This window comes from Flavobacteriales bacterium (assembly GCA_016779995.1).
GTDB lineage: Bacteria > Bacteroidota > Bacteroidia > Flavobacteriales > UBA7312 > UBA8444.
In genome coordinates, this window is record JADHMO010000003.1 from 34,872 (window position 1) to 52,398 (window position 17,527).

Genomic DNA, 17,527 nt, shown 5'->3' on the forward strand with positions numbered 1-17,527 from the left:
CAAGCACTTTGGTGCTTTTTCTTGTTTTTAGTGCTGAGTAAATTTTCATATTCTCAGTCCACTAATGATAGCCTAATTTATCAGATACCAGAAAATAATCCTTGGGATAATCCACTAGATAATCCAAATAGCGGTTTTTACCTAAACCCTCCCTCTAACCTGCAGCCTCAATTAGAGTACGACCCTGAGTCAAAACTGTATAGTGTAGAGCAAAAAATAAATGGTTTTAGACTTTCAAACCCTACATTTCTGAGTGCCGAAGAATACGATAATTACAATTCTAGACAATCTATATCAGACTATTGGAAAGAAAAAACTTCAAACCCCTCGCTTAGTGGAGATAACACCAATAAAGGCCCTTTGAGTATAGACATAGGAGGAGAAATTTTTGATAAAATATTTGGAAATAGTACGGTAGATATTAGACCCCAGGGCTCAGCAGAACTGATATTTTCTATTAAGCACAACAAGACCGAAAATAATGCTCTGCCAATAGATAAACAAAGCAACACCAGCTTTGACTTCAAACAAAAAATACAAATGAATGTCATCGGTAAAATTGGCGACAAACTCCAACTAAATACCAATTATAATACTGAAGCAATTTTTGATTTTGACAACAAGATTAAGCTGGAATACGAAGGTGAAGAAGATGAAATAATAAAGAAAATCGAAATTGGAAATGTAGGCTTACCTCTCAACGGTACTTTAATCTCTGGAAGTCAAAGTTTATTAGGTTTAAAAACACAACTGCAATTTGGTAGAGCAACAGTAACTACTATTTTTTCTCAACAAAAAAGTAATTCTAAAGTAATTGATGTTGAAGGGGGTGCACAAACCACAGAGTTTGATATCTATGCCGATCAATACGAAACCAACAAACACTTTTTTCTATCTCATTACTTTAAGTCAAGGTATAATGAGGCTATGTCACAACTACCTTTTATCAATTCGCCAGTAAATATTACAAAAATTGAGGTTTGGGTAACCAACAAAACAGGAACTGTAGAAGACACTAGAAATATTTTAGCCTTTTTGGACTTAGGAGAGTCTCAGTCCGATATGTATAACACGGTTTTATTTTCTGATAATGCTGACTTTTCCTATCCCGACAATGATAACAATACTCTTTATCAACAGATGCTCTCTGAAGGTGAGGCGTTGAGAAATATAAATCAAGTGAATAGCATATTTGGTACAGCTTCTTATCCTGACTTTTTAGGTTCGCAAGATTATGAAAAGTTAGAAAGAGCAAGATTATTGTCACCGACTGAATATACATTTCATCCCCAATTGGGTTATATATCATTAAACAACATCATTGGGCCTGATGAGGTTTTAGCTGTAGCTTTTCAATATACCATAGGAAATGAACTTTATCAAGTGGGTGAGTTTAGCTCAAATGGACCGTCAGCACCAAGCTCATTATTTGTTAAACTATTGAAAAATTTGAGTTTTTCTCCACAACTGCCTAACTGGGACTTGATGATGAAAAACATATATTCTTTAGGTGCATACAACGTTAGCCCTACAGAATTTTATTTAGATGTAGTTTTTGAAAATACTAGGGATAATGGTACAATTACGAACTATATTCCTGAAGAAAATCTAACAAATAAACCCATAATCAATCTTTTACGATTGGATCAATTAAATGCTCAGCAGGAGCGCAAGGCCGATGGTATTTTTGATTTCTTACCTGGCATTACAATCATTACCTCAAATGGTAAAATTATTTTTCCAGTAAGAGAACCTTTTGGTGAAGATTTAAGAGATAAATTTAGCAACAATGACATTGCAAACAATTACGTTTATGATGTCCTTTACGATTCTACTTTAACCATTGCTCAGCAATTTCCAGAATACAACAAATTCAGAATAAAGGGAAGTTATCAATCTGAGTCGGGAGCTGAAATTTATCTGGGAGTTTTTTCCATAGAACCAGGCTCAGTAGTAGTAACGGCTGGGGGTTTGCGACTTGAAGAAGGACAAGACTTTACCGTCAATTATTCTATGGGAAAAGTTAATATCATCAATGACGGTATATTGATGTCAGGAACTCCCATTAGAATTTCTGTTGAAAGTAACACCTTTGGCTTACAACAAAAAACACTAGTAGGTACTCATGTAGATTATCGTATTTCTGATGACTTTATGCTTGGGGGTACTATTCTAAACCTGACCGAAAAACCCTATACCAAAAAGGTGAATTCTGGCGACGAGCCTATCTCAAATACCATATGGGGCTTAGATGGTACATATAGACGAGAATCTAACTTATTGACCAAAATTGTAGATTTTTTACCACTATTAGAAACCAAAGAAAAGTCTATGCTTACTGCTCAAGGTGAGTTTGCTCATCTCATACCCGGTCATCAAAGAGCGATTGGTGAAAATGGAACAGCCTATATTGATGACTTTGAAGCTAGTAGCACAGGAATAGATATAAAAAATCCTGGGGCTTGGTTTTTAGCTAGTTTGCCCAACGACCCTGATTTATTCCCTGAGTCTGCATTACCTAATCAAAGTCCTAGACTTGGAAACTTAAACTCAGGAGCAAATAGAGCATTATTATCTTGGTATAATATTGACCCAGTATTTTACAGAAATACCAATAATACCCCAAGACATATAGCTGACGATGAGGTACAACTATCAAACCACAATGTAAGAGAAGTACTTGAAAAGGAAGTATTCCCCAATCGTGACCCCCAGTATGCTACTCAAGTATCTAATTTGCCAGTTTTTAACCTTTCCTATAATCCATCTAAAAGAGGACCTTATAATTTTGACACTGAAAATATTACCACCTCAGGATTATTACTAAACCCCGAAAATAGGTGGGCTGGAATTATGCGTAAGCTAGAAACAACAGACTTCGAATTGCAAAATATTGAGTTTGTTGAGTTTTGGATAATGGACCCTTTTAATGACGATTCTGAAAACCAAAGTGGTGGTAACTTGATTATGAATTTGGGTAATGTTTCAGAAGACGTTTTAAAAGATGGGTTTAAGAGTTTTGAAAATGGATTGCCTTCTTCAGATGTTGTAGAAAATGTTGACGATGAAAGTAGTGTATGGGGGCGTATGCCTACTACTTTTGCTTTAACAAACTCCTTTGATGTAAATGCAGAGTCACGTCAATATCAAGATGTGGGGCTTGATGGCCTTAGGGATGTTGATGAGCGTACATTTTTTGATACGGCTTATGTTCAAAAAATAGAATCCATTTATGGAGTCAATAGTAATGCTTATTCCTTAGCATCGACAGACCCTTCTTCTGACAACTACACTTATTTTTTAGGTAATGATTTGGACAATGAAAGTGCTTCTATTTTAAAGCGTTATGAGTATTTTTCTGGAATAGATGGTAATTCAGCAATTCCAGACCCTACACCAACTATGGCTACTACTATTCCAAACACAGAGGATATAAATTTTGACAATACACTCAACGAATCAGAGAGTTATTACCACTACAATATCCCCCTATTCCCTGGTATGCAAATTGGCGATAGTTACATTACCGATATACAAGAAACGGAGGCTAAAACACCAACTGGGGATAGAACAATAAAGTGGTATCAGTTTAAAATCCCAGTCCAACAGCCTGACAAAACAGTAGGTTCTATTCGTGACTTTAAATCCATACGATTTATTCGTATGCTACTCAAAGACTTTGACCAACCTATCGTAATGCGTTTTGCAACATTAGAGCTCGTTCGTGGCGAATGGAGACGTTATAATTTTAGTCTAAAAACAGAAGGAGAATATGTTCCAAATGATAATGCTAGTAATACTTCATTTGATGTTTCTGTAGTAAACATAGAAGAGAATGCTGAAAAAATTCCTGTGCCTTATGTCTTGCCTCCTGGTATAGAGCAAGAACTTGATAACACTACGACCTATGTTAGAAGGCAAAACGAACAATCTTTAGTCCTTAAAGTATGTGATTTGGAAGATGGAGATTCTAGAGCTGCGTATAAAACCTTCAACAACGACTTTAGAACATACAAGCGACTAAAAATGTACGTGCACGCAGAAGCATCTGGTGAAATAGAGTCAGCTCTTCAAGACGGTGACTTATCACTATTTGTTCGATTAGGTACAGACTTTAACGACAATTATTATGAGTATGAAATTCCACTCAAGGTTACTCCATGGGGTGTTTCTAGACTTGATGATCAACTTATATGGCCAGTAGAGAATGAGTTAAATATTACATTCGAACAACTGCTCGATGCCAAGCAAGAAAGAAACAAAGCCATAAGGGACGGAATACACACCAGTAGCACTGATCCTTTTTCAGGAACAGACAAACAAATAACTATTGTTGGTAACCCTAATATTAGTATGGTAAAAACCATTATGTTGGGAGTAAGAAATCCAAGAAAAGGGAGTTTTACTTCCACTGTCAATGATGATGGCTCTTCCAAATGTGGAGAGATTTGGTTAAACGAATTGCGTCTAACGGACTTTGACGAACGAGGTGGATATGCCGCCAATGGTCGTATAAATGCTAGGTTGGCTGATTTTGCTAATATTAATCTTACTGGAAGTATGAGTACTATCGGTTTTGGTTCTATTGATCAAAGTCTTACAGCCAGACAAAAGTACGATGCATACCAATACGATTTTTCATCAACTTTTGCCTTAGGAAATTTCTTCGGAGAAAAAGCAGCTATTAAAATACCTATGTATGTTGGCGTTTCTGAAGCTATTCAAAACCCACAGTACAACCCATTAGATCCAGACATCACTTTAAAGGCATCTTTAGATGAATTACAATCCAATGAAGAGAAAGAAGAACTGAAAGAGATAGCACAAGACTTAACAAAAAGAAAGTCAATTAACTTTACTAATGTTAGAAAAAACAAATCTTCTTCCTCGGGTAATAATGCTAAGATTTATGATATAGAAAACCTGTCAGCAACCTATTCGAGAAATGAAACTTTTTCTAGAAATGTTAATCTTAAAGAAAGAACAACAGTTAGTACGAAAGCTTCTCTAAATTATACTTATTCTTCAAAGCCCAAAAACATAAAGCCATTTCAAAAAGTAAAGTTATTTAAGAACAAGTATTTTGCATTATTGAAAGACTTTAACTTTTACACCTTACCAAAATCAATATCATTTCAAACAGATTTGGATAGATACTATAATAAAACACAATTTAGAAACATCAACAATCCTGATTTCACTTTACCGCCATACTACAACAAGGCATTTGTTTGGAATAGAAATTATAGCATTAAGTACGATTTGACACGTACACTAAAAACAGAATTTAAGGTAAATAATTCGGCTAGTATTGACGAGCCCGATGGTGAGCTAGTAAAAACAGATCCATATTTTCAAGAAAAGAAAGACTCAGTATGGAATAATATTCTAAATTTTGGAAGACCGACTTTGTATCATCATTCATTAAATGCGAGTTATAATGTTCCTTTGAATAAGTTCCCCCTAACTTCTTGGATAAATCTGAACACTAAATATGTAGCCAATTACGATTGGTTAGCAGCACCATTAAGTTTACAAAGTTTGGGTAATACCATTCAAAATAGTAATAACAAACAAATTAACTCAACATTTAATTTTGGTCAGCTATATAATAAAGTACCTTTCCTTAAAAAGTTAAATCAAACTGGCCCTAGTGTAGGTGTAAGAGGTAGAGGTTCAAGCAGAGAAACGATTCGATTGCCCAATGAAGCCCCCGATACCGTAAAAGTTTCTTTTAAAGAGATTGCAAATACACTTTTAAGAACAACTTTATTAGTCAAAAACTTATCGATTTCTTATCGACAAAATCAGGGCGTTGTATTACCAGGCTTTAATAAAAAGCCTCATTTCTTCGGTCAAGATTGGGATGCTATGGCTCCAGGAATACCTTTTGCTTTGGGAAGTCAAAATATTGACATTAGAGAGCTAAGTTCACAAGGCGGTTGGCTCACTTCCAATACTAATTTGAATCAATTTTTTAAACTGACCAATAGCGAAACTCTTAACCTTAGAGGAACTCTTGAGCCTTTTAAAGGATTTAGAATAGAGCTAACTGCTAATAGAACAAAAACGAATAATGTTCAAGAAATCTATAGATTTGATTCGGACTTAGGCGACTACGATTCATTTAATAGTATCGAAAATGGTAGTCACAGCATCTCGTTTATTAGTTGGAACTCTGCTTTTATAAAAGACGATGACAATTATTCAAATGCTACCTTTCAGCAGTTTAGACAAAATAGAGAAATAATTGCTAACAGACTTGCTGAGTCAAATCCATACGACAACAGCATTGTTGATAGTACTGGATATCCATTAGGATATCAAAGTACTTCTCAAGAGGTGTTGATACCCGCCTTTTTAGCAGCTTATTCAGGAAAAAATGCTTCTTCGGTAGGTCTTAATAATTTCCCAAATATCCCTTTGCCAAATTGGCGAATTAATTTTGATGGTTTACGTAATCTTAAGTGGATAAAAAAACGAATGAATAACATAGTTTTAAGTCATTCCTATCAATCTACTTATAGTGTAGGTAACTATGTGACTAGTCTAGACTATGAAGAGGGTTTTGATGAATGGCCCAATGCGATTAACGAGGCTACCTTAAACTATTACGATAAGTACGAAATTAATCAAGTAACATTACGAGAAAGTCTGAATCCCCTGTTTAAGATAGATATGACTTTCAAAAATAGTATGACAGCGCGTCTAGAAATAAAGAAAGAAAGAACTTTAAGTTTGGGCTTGAGCAATAATCAACTCACAGACCGTTCTTCTGATGAATGGATAATAGGAACAGGGTATAGAATTAAAGAGTTAGCCTTTAACGTAAGAGCAGCAGGCAGACAAAGAAAAATAAGCTCAGATTTAGATTTAAAATTAGATTTCTCACTTAGAAGTAATAAGGTTGTAATTAGAAAAATAGAAGAAAACCAAGAAGAAATAACGGGTGGTAATAGTGTAATTACGTTGAAGTTTACTGCCGACTATGTTGTTAGTAGCCGATTTAATCTACGTTTATTCTATGATAAAGTGATGACAAACCCTTATGTTTCAAATACTTTTCCTTCAGCTATTACAAATGGTGGATTTAGTGTAAGATTCACCTTAGCTCAATAGCTATATTTTAAACTTTAAGTTGTACTTTTGTAGCAATAAAAAATATAACTCAAATGAATATTCCAGCAGAATTAAAATACACGAAAGATCACGAATGGGTAAGAATTGAAGGCGATGAAGCAGTTATTGGGATTACTGATTTTGCTCAAAGTGAATTAGGAGATATCGTCTTTGTTGAGGTAGAAACAGAAGGTGAAAGCATTGAAAGCGAGGAAATATTCGGTTCTGTTGAAGCGGTCAAAACAGTTTCAGATCTTTTTATGCCTTTGAGCGGAGAAGTTCTTTCTTTTAATTCTGAATTAGAAGACACTCCTGAAGTTGTTAACTCTGACCCGTATGGAGAAGGTTGGATGATTCGTGTTAAAATATCTGATGTCTCAGAAATAGAGAATTTGTTATCAGCTGATCAATATAAAGAGTTAATCAGCTAAATGCGCTACACTATTGCAATAGTGTGGGTTGTTGTTATAGCAATTTTACATGCTATTCCAGGCTCTGACTTTCCAGAGGTTTCTTTTTCTGACTTTTTTCAATTAGATAAATTAATACATGCTTTCATATTCATGCTTGGGGTATATTTGTTTGCTATAGCTTTGAATGAACAACAAAAAAGTCAATTTTTACGTTACATAGTAATATCATTTATTGCATACGGCTTATTGTTAGAAGTGCTTCAAGGTCTTGTTTTTGTTGAAAGGAGTGCTGATATCTTAGATTGGTTAGCAGACACCATAGGCGTATTTTTAGGTGTTTGGATTTTTAAGAAATTTCCCTTTCCCGTATCAATGAATTCAGCTAAAAAAGATTAAATTTGCTCAAGTAACCCAATTTTATGGAACCAAAAAAAAACCCCAAAGTAGATTTAGAGAAAAAAAGAGGTTTGTTTATGCAAATCGGCTTAGCAATGTCTCTTTTAATCGTTTTAGGCGCTTTTGAATACAGAACGTATGAAAAAGTTGTTGCTTCATTAGGTGATTTAGTATTAGATGCAGAGTTTGAGGAAGAGATAGAAAATACATTTAGAGAGAAAAAGCCACCTCCACCACCTCCACCACCACCAGATGAAATCGTTATTGTTGAAGATGACGAGGAAATTGAAGAGGTAGAAATAGAAGATACAGAATCTGATGAAGACCTCGAAGTAATAGAAGAGGAAGAAGAGACAACTGATGAAATTTTCATGGTTGTTGAAGATATGCCTCGCTTTGAAGGGTGTACTGATGAAACTTGTACCCAAACAAAGATAATGCAGTTTATCGCTACAAAAACAAAGTATCCACCAATCGCTAAAGAGAATAATATTACTGGTAGAGTTTTTGTGAGTTTTGTTGTAGATAAAACAGGAAAAGTTACTAATGTTAAGATTTTACGTGGAGTAGATAAATATTTAGATGCCGAAGCGGTTCGAGTAGTTTCAAGTTTGCCAAAATTCAAGCCTGGCAAACAAAGAGGTAAGCCTGTAAAGGTGCAATACAACGTGCCAATAAGCTTTAAATTGAATTAAAAATTTTTACTTTTTATTAAAAAGGCTCTCCATTTGGAGGGCCTTTTTTAGTAGTGGATTTTCTAGTTTTAAATCGTTATTTTTACTGACCCAAACAAGACACAACATGAACTTTAACATCACTAGTTTTTTTGATTCCACATATCTCAAAACAAAAGAACAATCAGGTCTCAGTGACAAAGAAGAAAAACAAGTTGTTAAATCTTTTGTCTTAGAGGCTGTTGAGTATGGTTTCAAATTGGTGATGATTCGTTCAAACCATATTGCTTTTGCAAAAGAAATAATAGCCGACAACGCTAGCAATGTTTTAGTTGGAACGGTTATTGATTTTCCTAATGGAAATTCATCGACAGAAAGCAAATTAGATGAGATTAGTAAAGCTATCAAGTTAGGTGCAGACGATATTGATGTTGTTATTAACTATGAGCTTTTCAAAAAAGGGGATTACGATTATATTGTCAATCAAGTTAAAGAATGTACTGCTCTGTGTTTGTCCAATAATAAGACTATAAAATGGATAATAGAATCAGCGGCATTAAGTGATAATGAAATAATAGATATATGTCAGCTCATTAGAAATGTTGTCATAGATAATTTCGGTCAAAATAAAGCTCATCATGTTTTTGTAAAATCATCAACAGGATTTTATGTTAGTCCTGACTCAGCGCCAAATGGTGCAACTGTGTCAGCGATAAAACTAATGTTAGATAATTCCTCACCTTTGCCAGTAAAAGCATCTGGAGGAATCCGAAATATTGAAGACTTTAAGACGATGGTTGACTTAGGTGTAAAACGCATTGGAACATCGTCTGCGCTTTCTATTTTACTTGGCAAACAATCCGATTCAAACTATTAGAATTTTTGAATAAAATAAAATCATATCTATCTAAGTACTCAAGAGATGTTCATTTTGTTGAGCTTATTAAAGGAGCATCTAGCACTTTTATCTTGAAAATTGTAGGCTTACTAGTTGGCTATGTTCTTGCTATTTTCATTACTAACAAATTTGGAGCTTTTGTATTTGGTCAGTATGTAACCGCCTTATTAATAGTTGAAATTTTAAGTATCATTTCAAGGTTAGGAATAGACACCGCTTTAGTTCGATATATCTCTAGATATGTGCACAATGGAGCCTCTCAATTAATCAATAAACTTTTTTTTAAATCGATAGCTATTGTCACTTTAGCTGCTATTATTTTCACCTTACTGTTATTGTTTTTTTCATCCTATATCGCTGATTTTATGAATCTTGAAGAGGAGTACCTTTTAATCGTATCCTTTTCTTTCATTCCATTAGTATTGTTTCATATGAATGTTCAAGCCATTCGAGGGTTGAAGAAAATGCTTTCTTTTTCTTTTTTGAATAATGTTGCGATAACCCTATTCACTTTCATTATTATGGTGGTATTGGTGTCGTATACTTCTTCTGAAAAACTTCCTATTTACGCCTATGTATTGAGTGTTTTTATAATGACATTTTCTTCTTATTTTTTATGGTTCTATCATAAAACAAGACTTGAAAATTCTAAGGTCATTAATAGTGAGACAGAACTCACTACAAAAGCACTATTTAAGGTGTCTATACCATTGTTATTGGGGCAATCAATGATGCTTATAATGGGGAAAGTAGATTTGTTTATGTTAGCAAATATGACTTCCTCAGACCAAGTTGGAATTTATAACATAGCCTTAAAGTTATCGATGTTAGCATATATGGGGCTTATGGCGGTTAATAGTATTGCTGCACCCAAATTTTCAGAAATTCATTCTTCAGGAGATATTGATGCGCTTAAAAAAATAGTACAACAATCAACTAAAACCATATTTTGGGTTACTGTTCCAGTAATAATATTATTTTTATGCTTTCCTAAATCTATATTAAGCGTATTTGGAGAAGAATTTAAGTTAGCAGCTATGGCGTTAATTATCTTATCAATAAGTAAAATGTTCAGTGCAATTTCTGGCTCGGTAGGTACATTCTTGCAAATGGTTGGCAAACAAAATGTGTTTCAGAATATACTTATCCTTACAGCTATTATAAATATTGGTTTAAACTATATTTTAATTCCAAAATATGGTATTGATGGAGCGGCTTTTGCTAGTGCTATTAGTGGAGTGATATGGAATGTTCTTATGATAGTTTACATCAAGAAAAACTTTGGATTTTATTCAATTTATTTCCCAGGTATTAGATAATGAATTATCCTAACTTATATATCGTAGGAGCACCCAAGGCTGGCACAACTTCTTTGTATCATTATCTTAGTCAACATCCAGATATTGCTATACCTGATAAAGAGCCACGATTTTTTATAAAGGATAGTATTCAAAACATTTCTGAGGCAGACCCAATCAAACCTTATTTATTGAGAAGTTCAGTACTTGATGAACTTGCTTACACCAATCTTTATGCCAATAAAAGTGAAAAAATAATTTGTGACGCTAGCACACAATATTTATACCATCATCATGAAGTAATTCCTAAAATAAAACAACTGAAAGATGGTCAGTCACCAAAAATTTTAATTCTTTTAAGAAATCCTATTGAGAGAGCATTTTCAAATTATTCTCATAATTATTCAACTTTTGAAAACTTGGATTTTAAGCATGCACTTGAGCAAGAGTCAGAGCGAATTTCAAAAGGCTTTAATTCCTTTTGGCACTATAAAGGCTTAAGCACATATGCTGATTCGGTAAAAGCTTATAAAGATGCTTTTAAGGAAGTAAAAGTTGTTTTTTTTGAAGATTTTGTAAACGATATTGACAAATCATTAGTCGATATTTTCGATTTTTTAGGAGTTGATAATAGCTTTAAAGTATCCCATTTTATGATAAATAAAAAAAGCACGGGTGCACCAAAGAGTAAAAAATTAAACACAATTCTTCAATCATCTTCTAAGTTTAGTTTTATAAAAAAAATACTTCACAACACTATTGGAGAACAAAAAACTAAGTTGATTAGAGAGTTGATAATGCGTAAAAATTTATCTAAGTCAAAAATTTCTTTAGATGAATCTTTAAAATCCAAATTAGAATCCTATTTTGTAGAAGATATTGCTCAGCTAAAAAAAATATTGCCCGAGCATAACATAGGCTGGTTAAATAATGGAACAAATTCATAATATATATCGCAGAGTAAGGGATAAGGTTTTTACTTTTCTTTATCGTTTTTCGTTTAAGGAGTTAGCATCAAAATCAACACTATCTATGCCATTTTCTGTTGAAGGGGCAAGATATATTGCTATCAAAAAAGATGTTTTTATTAAACCTAACGCTTGGTTTTTGGCATTAAACTATTCCGACTCAACATCTAAAGACACTAAACTTTCTATTGATGAAAGTACCTATATTGGAAGAAATGCTCATATCGTTTCTGTTAAAAGTATACGAATTGGCAAGAATGTATTGATGGGTGATAATGTATATATAGCTGATAATTTTCATCGTTTTAATAGGGTTGATTTGCCTTATAAAGACCAAGGAGTGGGCTTTAAGGCTGAAGTAGAAATTGGTGATGGCACATGGCTAGGAGAAAATGTTTGTGTCATCTCATCTAAGATAGGTAAACAGTGTATTGTAGGAGCAAATTCTTTGGTTATTCATGATGTGCCAGACTATTGTATGGTAGTAGGTTCACCTGCTCGAATAATCAAGACTTACAACCACACTAAACAAAGTTGGGAAAGGATCAAAGATTAATCATGAAACTAACGTCAAAACATCTCAAATTTTCTTGGTTTCCTATGCTTTTTTTGGTACTAACAGCAGGTAGTATGCTTTTCATATTTTTTAGAAAGGAGATGCTATATTTTGTCTTTTTTCTATTCTCATCTCTTTTTGTTGTTAAGAATCTTTACAAAAGAGAACTGCTAATTTTTTTGCAGCTTTTGGTATTGTTTTTGTCCTTACTCACTATCAACTACATAGTTGCATCATCGCCTCAATCAACACAAAAGTTATTGGCCAATATTGTCATTTTTACTACCTCTATTTTTTCAGCTATGTATTATAATAGAGAAGAAAATAAAAAACTGTTCATTCCTCATCTTTACTTGGTTTTAAAAATAATTTTAATTCACGCCCTGATAAGCTTTTTTATTTTCCCTTTTGTAAAACCTTTTTTAAATGATATTAGTAATAGCCGTTATGAATGCGTTACTTTTCTAAACATTTTCTTTTATCTTAAGTATACGCACTCATTTTCTGTATTGGGAATTGAGCTCGTTAGAAATCAAGGTATTTTTTGGGAACCTGGCGTCCTTCAGATTTTTCTTAACCTATTACTTTTTATCCTCTCTTTTATTAAAAAGAAAAGAGGAATAATATTTTGGTTGACTATCCTAGCTATTTTTACAACCTTTTCAACTACTGGATTAGTTGTATTGTTTATCCAACTTCTATTGTCATTTAGTTCTGAGATTAGAAAAAATATTTTGTTCTTGCCCATAGCAGTATTTATGACTTTATTGGTGTATTTCATTACATCTATTAATATTTCTGACAAGCTTCATGGCAAAGGACAGTTTTCTTTTCAAGCTCGATTTTTTGATTTAGTTCAGCCCTTATATATTGTTGCTGAAAATCCCATTACTGGCGTTGGTTTGGACGATGAACAATTTGTTCAACTTCGTCAAAAAACTAAATTTTCATTAAATCTAGAAGCTATTGATTTTTCAAATGTAAATGACAAGGGTTCGACTAACTCTATAATGTTTTTCTTGGCTGCTGCAGGGGTGCCATTTACCTTGATTCTTATAGTGATGTTATACTTGCAGGATTTTGTTCCTGAAAAGCGTAAATGGTTTTTCATTTTCGTGATAATTTCATTAATGACAGAGCCTATTTTGCTAAGACCTTTTTTCCTTACTTTTGTAATGTCAGGAGGTATTTATATAATTAACAAGTTTAGATGGAAAATATATTAATTTCTGGAGGAGCAGGATTTATTGGCTCTAATTTAGCGTTGAAGCTTGTTAGTCTTGGGCACAATGTAAGTGTGTTAGATAACCTTTCGCCCCAGATACATACCAATTCCAAAGAAAATTCTCAGTTATATCAGTCTATAAAAGGTAAAGTTACTTTTATAAACGGAGATGTAAGAAATAGAAAAGATTGGCAAAACGCTATTGTAAACACTACTATTATTGTACACTTGGCAGCAGAAACCGGTACAGGTCAGTCCATGTATCAAATTGAAAAATATGTTCAAGTGAATTGTGGTGGGACAGCCCTAATGTTAGATGTATTAGCCAATGAGAAACATACTGTTAAGAAAGTAGTAGTTGCCTCATCACGTGCAATATATGGTGAAGGGAAATACCATTGTGATTTACATGGCGAGGGATATCCTAATGAACGAGAAGACGCCCAAATGTCAAACGGGCAATTTGAGCCATTATGTAGCATTTGCAAACAACCTTTGAGTATGTTAGCAACTGATGAAGACTCTAAGATTCATCCGTCTTCTATATATGGAATTACTAAAAGTGACCAAGAACAAATGATTCTTGTGGCTTGTAAGAGTTTAGGTATTTCCGCTATTGCTTTGAGGTATCAAAATGTCTATGGACCGGGACAATCCCTTAGTAATCCATATACTGGAATTTTATCCATTTTTTCTACTCGCATATTAAATAATAACCCCATAAATATTTTTGAAGACGGCAAGGAAAGTCGTGACTTCGTATTTATAGACGATGTTGTCAGTGCGACTGTTTTAGCTATACAAGACAATAAACTTAAGTCGTGTTCATTAAATGTGGGTTCAGGAGTTTCGACTACGGTAAAAACGGTTGCAGATAGTCTAAAAAAACTATATCAATCTGATGTAGATATAAACGTTTCAGGAAATTATAGGCTTGGCGATATTCGACACAATAAAGCTGATATTAGTAAAATAAAAAAACTCTTAGGTTTCAGTCCAAAAGTGTCATTTGAAGATGGACTAAAACAATTTGTAGATTGGGTTAAAAAGCAAGAAGTCAATTCTGATAATTATGAACAGTCTATAAATGAAATGAAAGATAAAGGGCTAATGAAATGAAAATAGGTATTGTAACAGTCACTTTTAATAGTTCTTCTGTATTAGACGATTTTTTCACTTCTATTGAGCAACAAGATTATTCAGATTTCAATATTTACATTGTCGATAACAATTCTGTTGACGATACACTTTCAAAAGTAGGTAGTTGGAGTTTTAAATCTAAAGTACTTTTAAAGAACACCAATAACTTAGGTGTTGCAGCAGGAAATAATCAAGGTATCAAGTTGGCACTTAAAGACGGTTGCGATTTTGTGTTGTTATTAAACAACGATACAGTTTTTGAAGATAAGTTATTGTCAAAACTAGTCGAGACCTACAACAGTTACGGCTCATCAATAGTAGTCCCCAAGATGAATTATTTTTCTCCATCTAATATGATTTGGTATGCTGGAGGCTTTTATAACCGAAAAAAAGCATTTTTAAATTTTCATCGTGGGCAGGGAGAGATTGATAACAACCAATACAATGTTGACGATAAGATAGAATATGCCCCAACATGTTGTGCCTTAATACATCAATCTGTTTTTGAAGATATTGGTTTGATGGATGAGAAGTACTTTGTATATTTTGATGATACCGACTTTTTCTTTCGAGTTTTACAAGATGGAAAACACGAAGCTAGGTATAGGCACGACGTTCATTTTTTGCACAAAATAGGTAGTCTTACGAAATCTAGAAATAAAGAGAAACCAAAAAAATATGGAGAGTTCTTTATAAAGCAGAATAGCAAAAACCACGTCTATTTTTTAAGAAAACAAAAAACATTAATTGCGCACGTCAATTTAATTTATTTGTGGTTTTATTTGACCATTCGTTTTTTCATAAGTCCTAGGTTTGAAAAAAAATGGAGTATCTTTTACCTCATACAAACGTCCTATTTTCAAGGATTTAAAATGTAATAATGAAAGTAAATACATTCATTGTAGGCGCACCAAAAGCAGGAACTACCTCCTTGCATCATTATCTCAATCAGCATACTGATGTGAGCATGAGCAGTGTCAAAGAGCCTAACTTTTTTTCCTCAAAAGAAGTAGAGTCTTTGTTCTATAATTCCAAATGTATTGACGATAGTAAGGACTATCACCAATTATTTTCCAAAGAAAAAAGACGAATTAGAGGAGAAGCTAGTGTGTCTTATTTGTATTATGAAAATGTGCCTAAGCGTATTCATGATTACAACCCTGAAGCCAAAATTATCATTATGCTGAGAGAGCCTATTGAACGTGCATTCTCTCATTATTTGATGGATTGTCGATTGGGTTTTTGCTCAGAAAAATTAGAAGATATCATAGCTAATCCACAAATCTATCCTCAATATTTTCAACAATACTTAGAGTTAGGCAATTATTATTCGCAATTGAAAAGGTATCAAGATATCTTTGGAAAAGAACAGCTTTTGGTTATTTTTTACGAAGATTTCAAGACTGACACTAAAAAAGTGATGAAAAGTGTTTTTAGTTTTTTACAAATAGAACAACAGGAGATAGATTTTAGCATTAAAAATCCTTTTTTATCTCCTTCTAACACATTGATTTCTAAGTTGTATAAATTCAACATTATAAGAAAAGGGGTAAAGACATTTATGCCTGAACGTTTTTTGACATTAATTAGGTCTAAGTATTTTTCAGCTAAGTCCAAGCCGATGCTTTCAAAGGCTACAGAGCAAGAGTTGAAAGCATATTACAAGTCCGATGTTTTTCAGCTTGAAAAACTCTTAAATATAGATTTAGCTAGATGGAACATAAAATAGCTATTATTGACCCGGTAGGAATAAAAAGCGGAATGAATCATTACGATACATTTCTGTGCACTTCATTAGATAAATTAGGTGTTAATACCTACATCTACTCCAATTTTGATGTGCAATCCGAAACTATCGTTTCTAAGCCAGTTTTCGGAACTTTTTTTAAAAATAAACTTTCCCAAACGTATAATTTTATCATGGGAATGTTTAAGTCTTGTAGAGATTGTAGAAGGAACAAAATCAATATGGTAATAATTCACGTTTTTTCTACACACAATATGGCAATATTGACTTATGCTATCAGCAAATTGTTTGGGCTAAAAACGATAACCATTTCTCATGATGTTTTTTCATTTACAGATCAAGATAACAAGTGGTATCATCACTTAATTTACAACCGTTGGTCAGATAGAATTGTCGTTCACAATAGTTTTTCTTTAGATTATCTTCTGCCGCAGATTGAATCCAAGATGCATTCCAAAGTAAGCGTTTTAAAACACGGCGCTTTTGTTGGCTTATCAGATAATTCAATAAGTAGAAAGTTGGCTAGAAAAACATTGAATTTTGAACAGCAAAGGCAATACATTTTGTTTTTTGGTCGCTTAAAGCCTAACAAACGTTTAGATCTAATGCTTAGAGCGATGCCTAATATTGATTCCTCAATACACCTTGTTATTGCTGGTCATTCAGGAAAAGATGACTTTAACTACTACCAATCCATCATCGATGAATTGGATTTGTCAAGTAGATTAGTTTTAGATATTAACTACATCAGCGAAGAAAAAAGAGAATTATATTTTAAGGCGGCCGATTGTTTAGCCTTGCCCTATGAACTCATTTTTCAAAGTGGTGTTTTATTGATGTCAATGTCTTACGGTTTGCCAGTGGTAGCTTCTCAAATACCTTCTTTTGAAGAAGTTATTGAAGATGGAAAAAACGGTTTGCTTTTTGAAAAAGGAAATGCAGACGATTTGGCTAACAAGTTGAATGCTTTGATGAATAATAGGGATTTATTGAATGAAATACCGCATAATGCAATTAGTAATATGAAAGAAAACTATTGTTGGGATTCTATTGCTGAGGGCTATGTTGAGCTAATAAAAACTCTCTAAGGTTT

General features: G+C 33.4%; 13 protein-coding genes. All 13 read left to right on the forward strand.

The annotated features are described in order from the left end of the window. Positions 1-30 precede the first annotated feature (30 nt). The gene (gene sprA, locus ISP71_03120) at positions 31-7,119 is read left to right on the forward strand and encodes a cell surface protein SprA (GenBank protein ID MBL6663074.1); all 7,089 of its coding nucleotides are present in this window, start codon (positions 31-33) and stop codon (positions 7,117-7,119) included. A 53-nt stretch (positions 7,120-7,172) separates the two neighbouring features. Next, entirely contained in the window at positions 7,173-7,550 is a 378-nt protein-coding gene (gcvH, locus tag ISP71_03125) for a glycine cleavage system protein GcvH (protein MBL6663075.1), read from the forward strand. Next, a complete protein-coding gene (locus ISP71_03130; protein ID MBL6663076.1) occupies positions 7,551-7,928 on the forward strand; it encodes a VanZ family protein in 378 nt (125 codons plus the stop codon). A 23-nt stretch (positions 7,929-7,951) separates the two neighbouring features. Next, positions 7,952-8,623, forward strand: a complete 672-nt coding sequence (locus ISP71_03135) for an energy transducer TonB (GenBank protein MBL6663077.1) — start codon at positions 7,952-7,954, stop codon at positions 8,621-8,623. Between the two features lie 106 nt (positions 8,624-8,729). Further along, positions 8,730-9,479, forward strand: coding sequence for a deoxyribose-phosphate aldolase (gene deoC / locus ISP71_03140; protein ID MBL6663078.1), 750 nt, complete (start codon positions 8,730-8,732; stop codon positions 9,477-9,479). 5 nt (positions 9,480-9,484) lie between these two features. Then, positions 9,485-10,819 carry a flippase gene (locus ISP71_03145; GenBank protein MBL6663079.1) on the forward strand — a complete coding sequence of 445 codons (1,335 nt, stop codon included), beginning with the start codon at positions 9,485-9,487 and terminating at the stop codon, positions 10,817-10,819. Further along, complete coding sequence (locus ISP71_03150) at positions 10,819-11,745, forward strand: sulfotransferase (protein MBL6663080.1); 927 nt, start codon at positions 10,819-10,821, stop codon at positions 11,743-11,745. Before ISP71_03145 ends, ISP71_03150 begins: the two co-directional genes overlap by 1 nt. After that, entirely contained in the window at positions 11,729-12,322 is a 594-nt protein-coding gene (locus tag ISP71_03155; protein MBL6663081.1) for an acyltransferase, read from the forward strand. Before ISP71_03150 ends, ISP71_03155 begins: the two co-directional genes overlap by 17 nt. Before the next feature lie 194 nt (positions 12,323-12,516). Next, positions 12,517-13,548, forward strand: coding sequence for a hypothetical protein (locus tag ISP71_03160; protein MBL6663082.1), 1,032 nt, complete (start codon positions 12,517-12,519; stop codon positions 13,546-13,548). Beyond that, positions 13,533-14,666, forward strand: coding sequence for an NAD-dependent epimerase/dehydratase family protein (locus ISP71_03165; protein ID MBL6663083.1), 1,134 nt, complete (start codon positions 13,533-13,535; stop codon positions 14,664-14,666). Before ISP71_03160 ends, ISP71_03165 begins: the two co-directional genes overlap by 16 nt. Further along, on the forward strand, positions 14,663-15,565 hold the full coding sequence (locus ISP71_03170) for a glycosyltransferase family 2 protein (protein ID MBL6663084.1): 903 nt from the start codon (positions 14,663-14,665) through the stop codon (positions 15,563-15,565). Before ISP71_03165 ends, ISP71_03170 begins: the two co-directional genes overlap by 4 nt. A gap of 2 nt (positions 15,566-15,567) precedes the next feature. Further along, positions 15,568-16,416 carry a sulfotransferase domain-containing protein gene (locus tag ISP71_03175; GenBank protein MBL6663085.1) on the forward strand — a complete coding sequence of 283 codons (849 nt, stop codon included), beginning with the start codon at positions 15,568-15,570 and terminating at the stop codon, positions 16,414-16,416. After that, positions 16,401-17,522, forward strand: coding sequence for a glycosyltransferase family 4 protein (locus ISP71_03180; GenBank protein MBL6663086.1), 1,122 nt, complete (start codon positions 16,401-16,403; stop codon positions 17,520-17,522). Before ISP71_03175 ends, ISP71_03180 begins: the two co-directional genes overlap by 16 nt. Positions 17,523-17,527: the final 5 nt, after the last annotated feature.

What these genes read in the sequence shown, in the direction of transcription:
- gcvH (MBL6663075.1), top strand. Translation starts at nt 7,173, where the DNA reads ATGAATATTCCAGCAGAATTAAAATACACGAAAGATCACGAATGGGTA.
- ISP71_03155 (MBL6663081.1), top strand. Translation starts at nt 11,729, where the DNA reads ATGGAACAAATTCATAATATATATCGCAGAGTAAGGGATAAGGTTTTT.
- ISP71_03130 (MBL6663076.1), top strand. Translation starts at nt 7,551, where the DNA reads ATGCGCTACACTATTGCAATAGTGTGGGTTGTTGTTATAGCAATTTTA.
- ISP71_03135 (MBL6663077.1), top strand. Translation starts at nt 7,952, where the DNA reads ATGGAACCAAAAAAAAACCCCAAAGTAGATTTAGAGAAAAAAAGAGGT.
- ISP71_03165 (MBL6663083.1), top strand. Translation starts at nt 13,533, where the DNA reads ATGGAAAATATATTAATTTCTGGAGGAGCAGGATTTATTGGCTCTAAT.
- deoC (MBL6663078.1), top strand. Translation starts at nt 8,730, where the DNA reads ATGAACTTTAACATCACTAGTTTTTTTGATTCCACATATCTCAAAACA.
- ISP71_03175 (MBL6663085.1), top strand. Translation starts at nt 15,568, where the DNA reads ATGAAAGTAAATACATTCATTGTAGGCGCACCAAAAGCAGGAACTACC.
- ISP71_03150 (MBL6663080.1), top strand. Translation starts at nt 10,819, where the DNA reads ATGAATTATCCTAACTTATATATCGTAGGAGCACCCAAGGCTGGCACA.
- ISP71_03170 (MBL6663084.1), top strand. Translation starts at nt 14,663, where the DNA reads ATGAAAATAGGTATTGTAACAGTCACTTTTAATAGTTCTTCTGTATTA.
- ISP71_03180 (MBL6663086.1), top strand. Translation starts at nt 16,401, where the DNA reads ATGGAACATAAAATAGCTATTATTGACCCGGTAGGAATAAAAAGCGGA.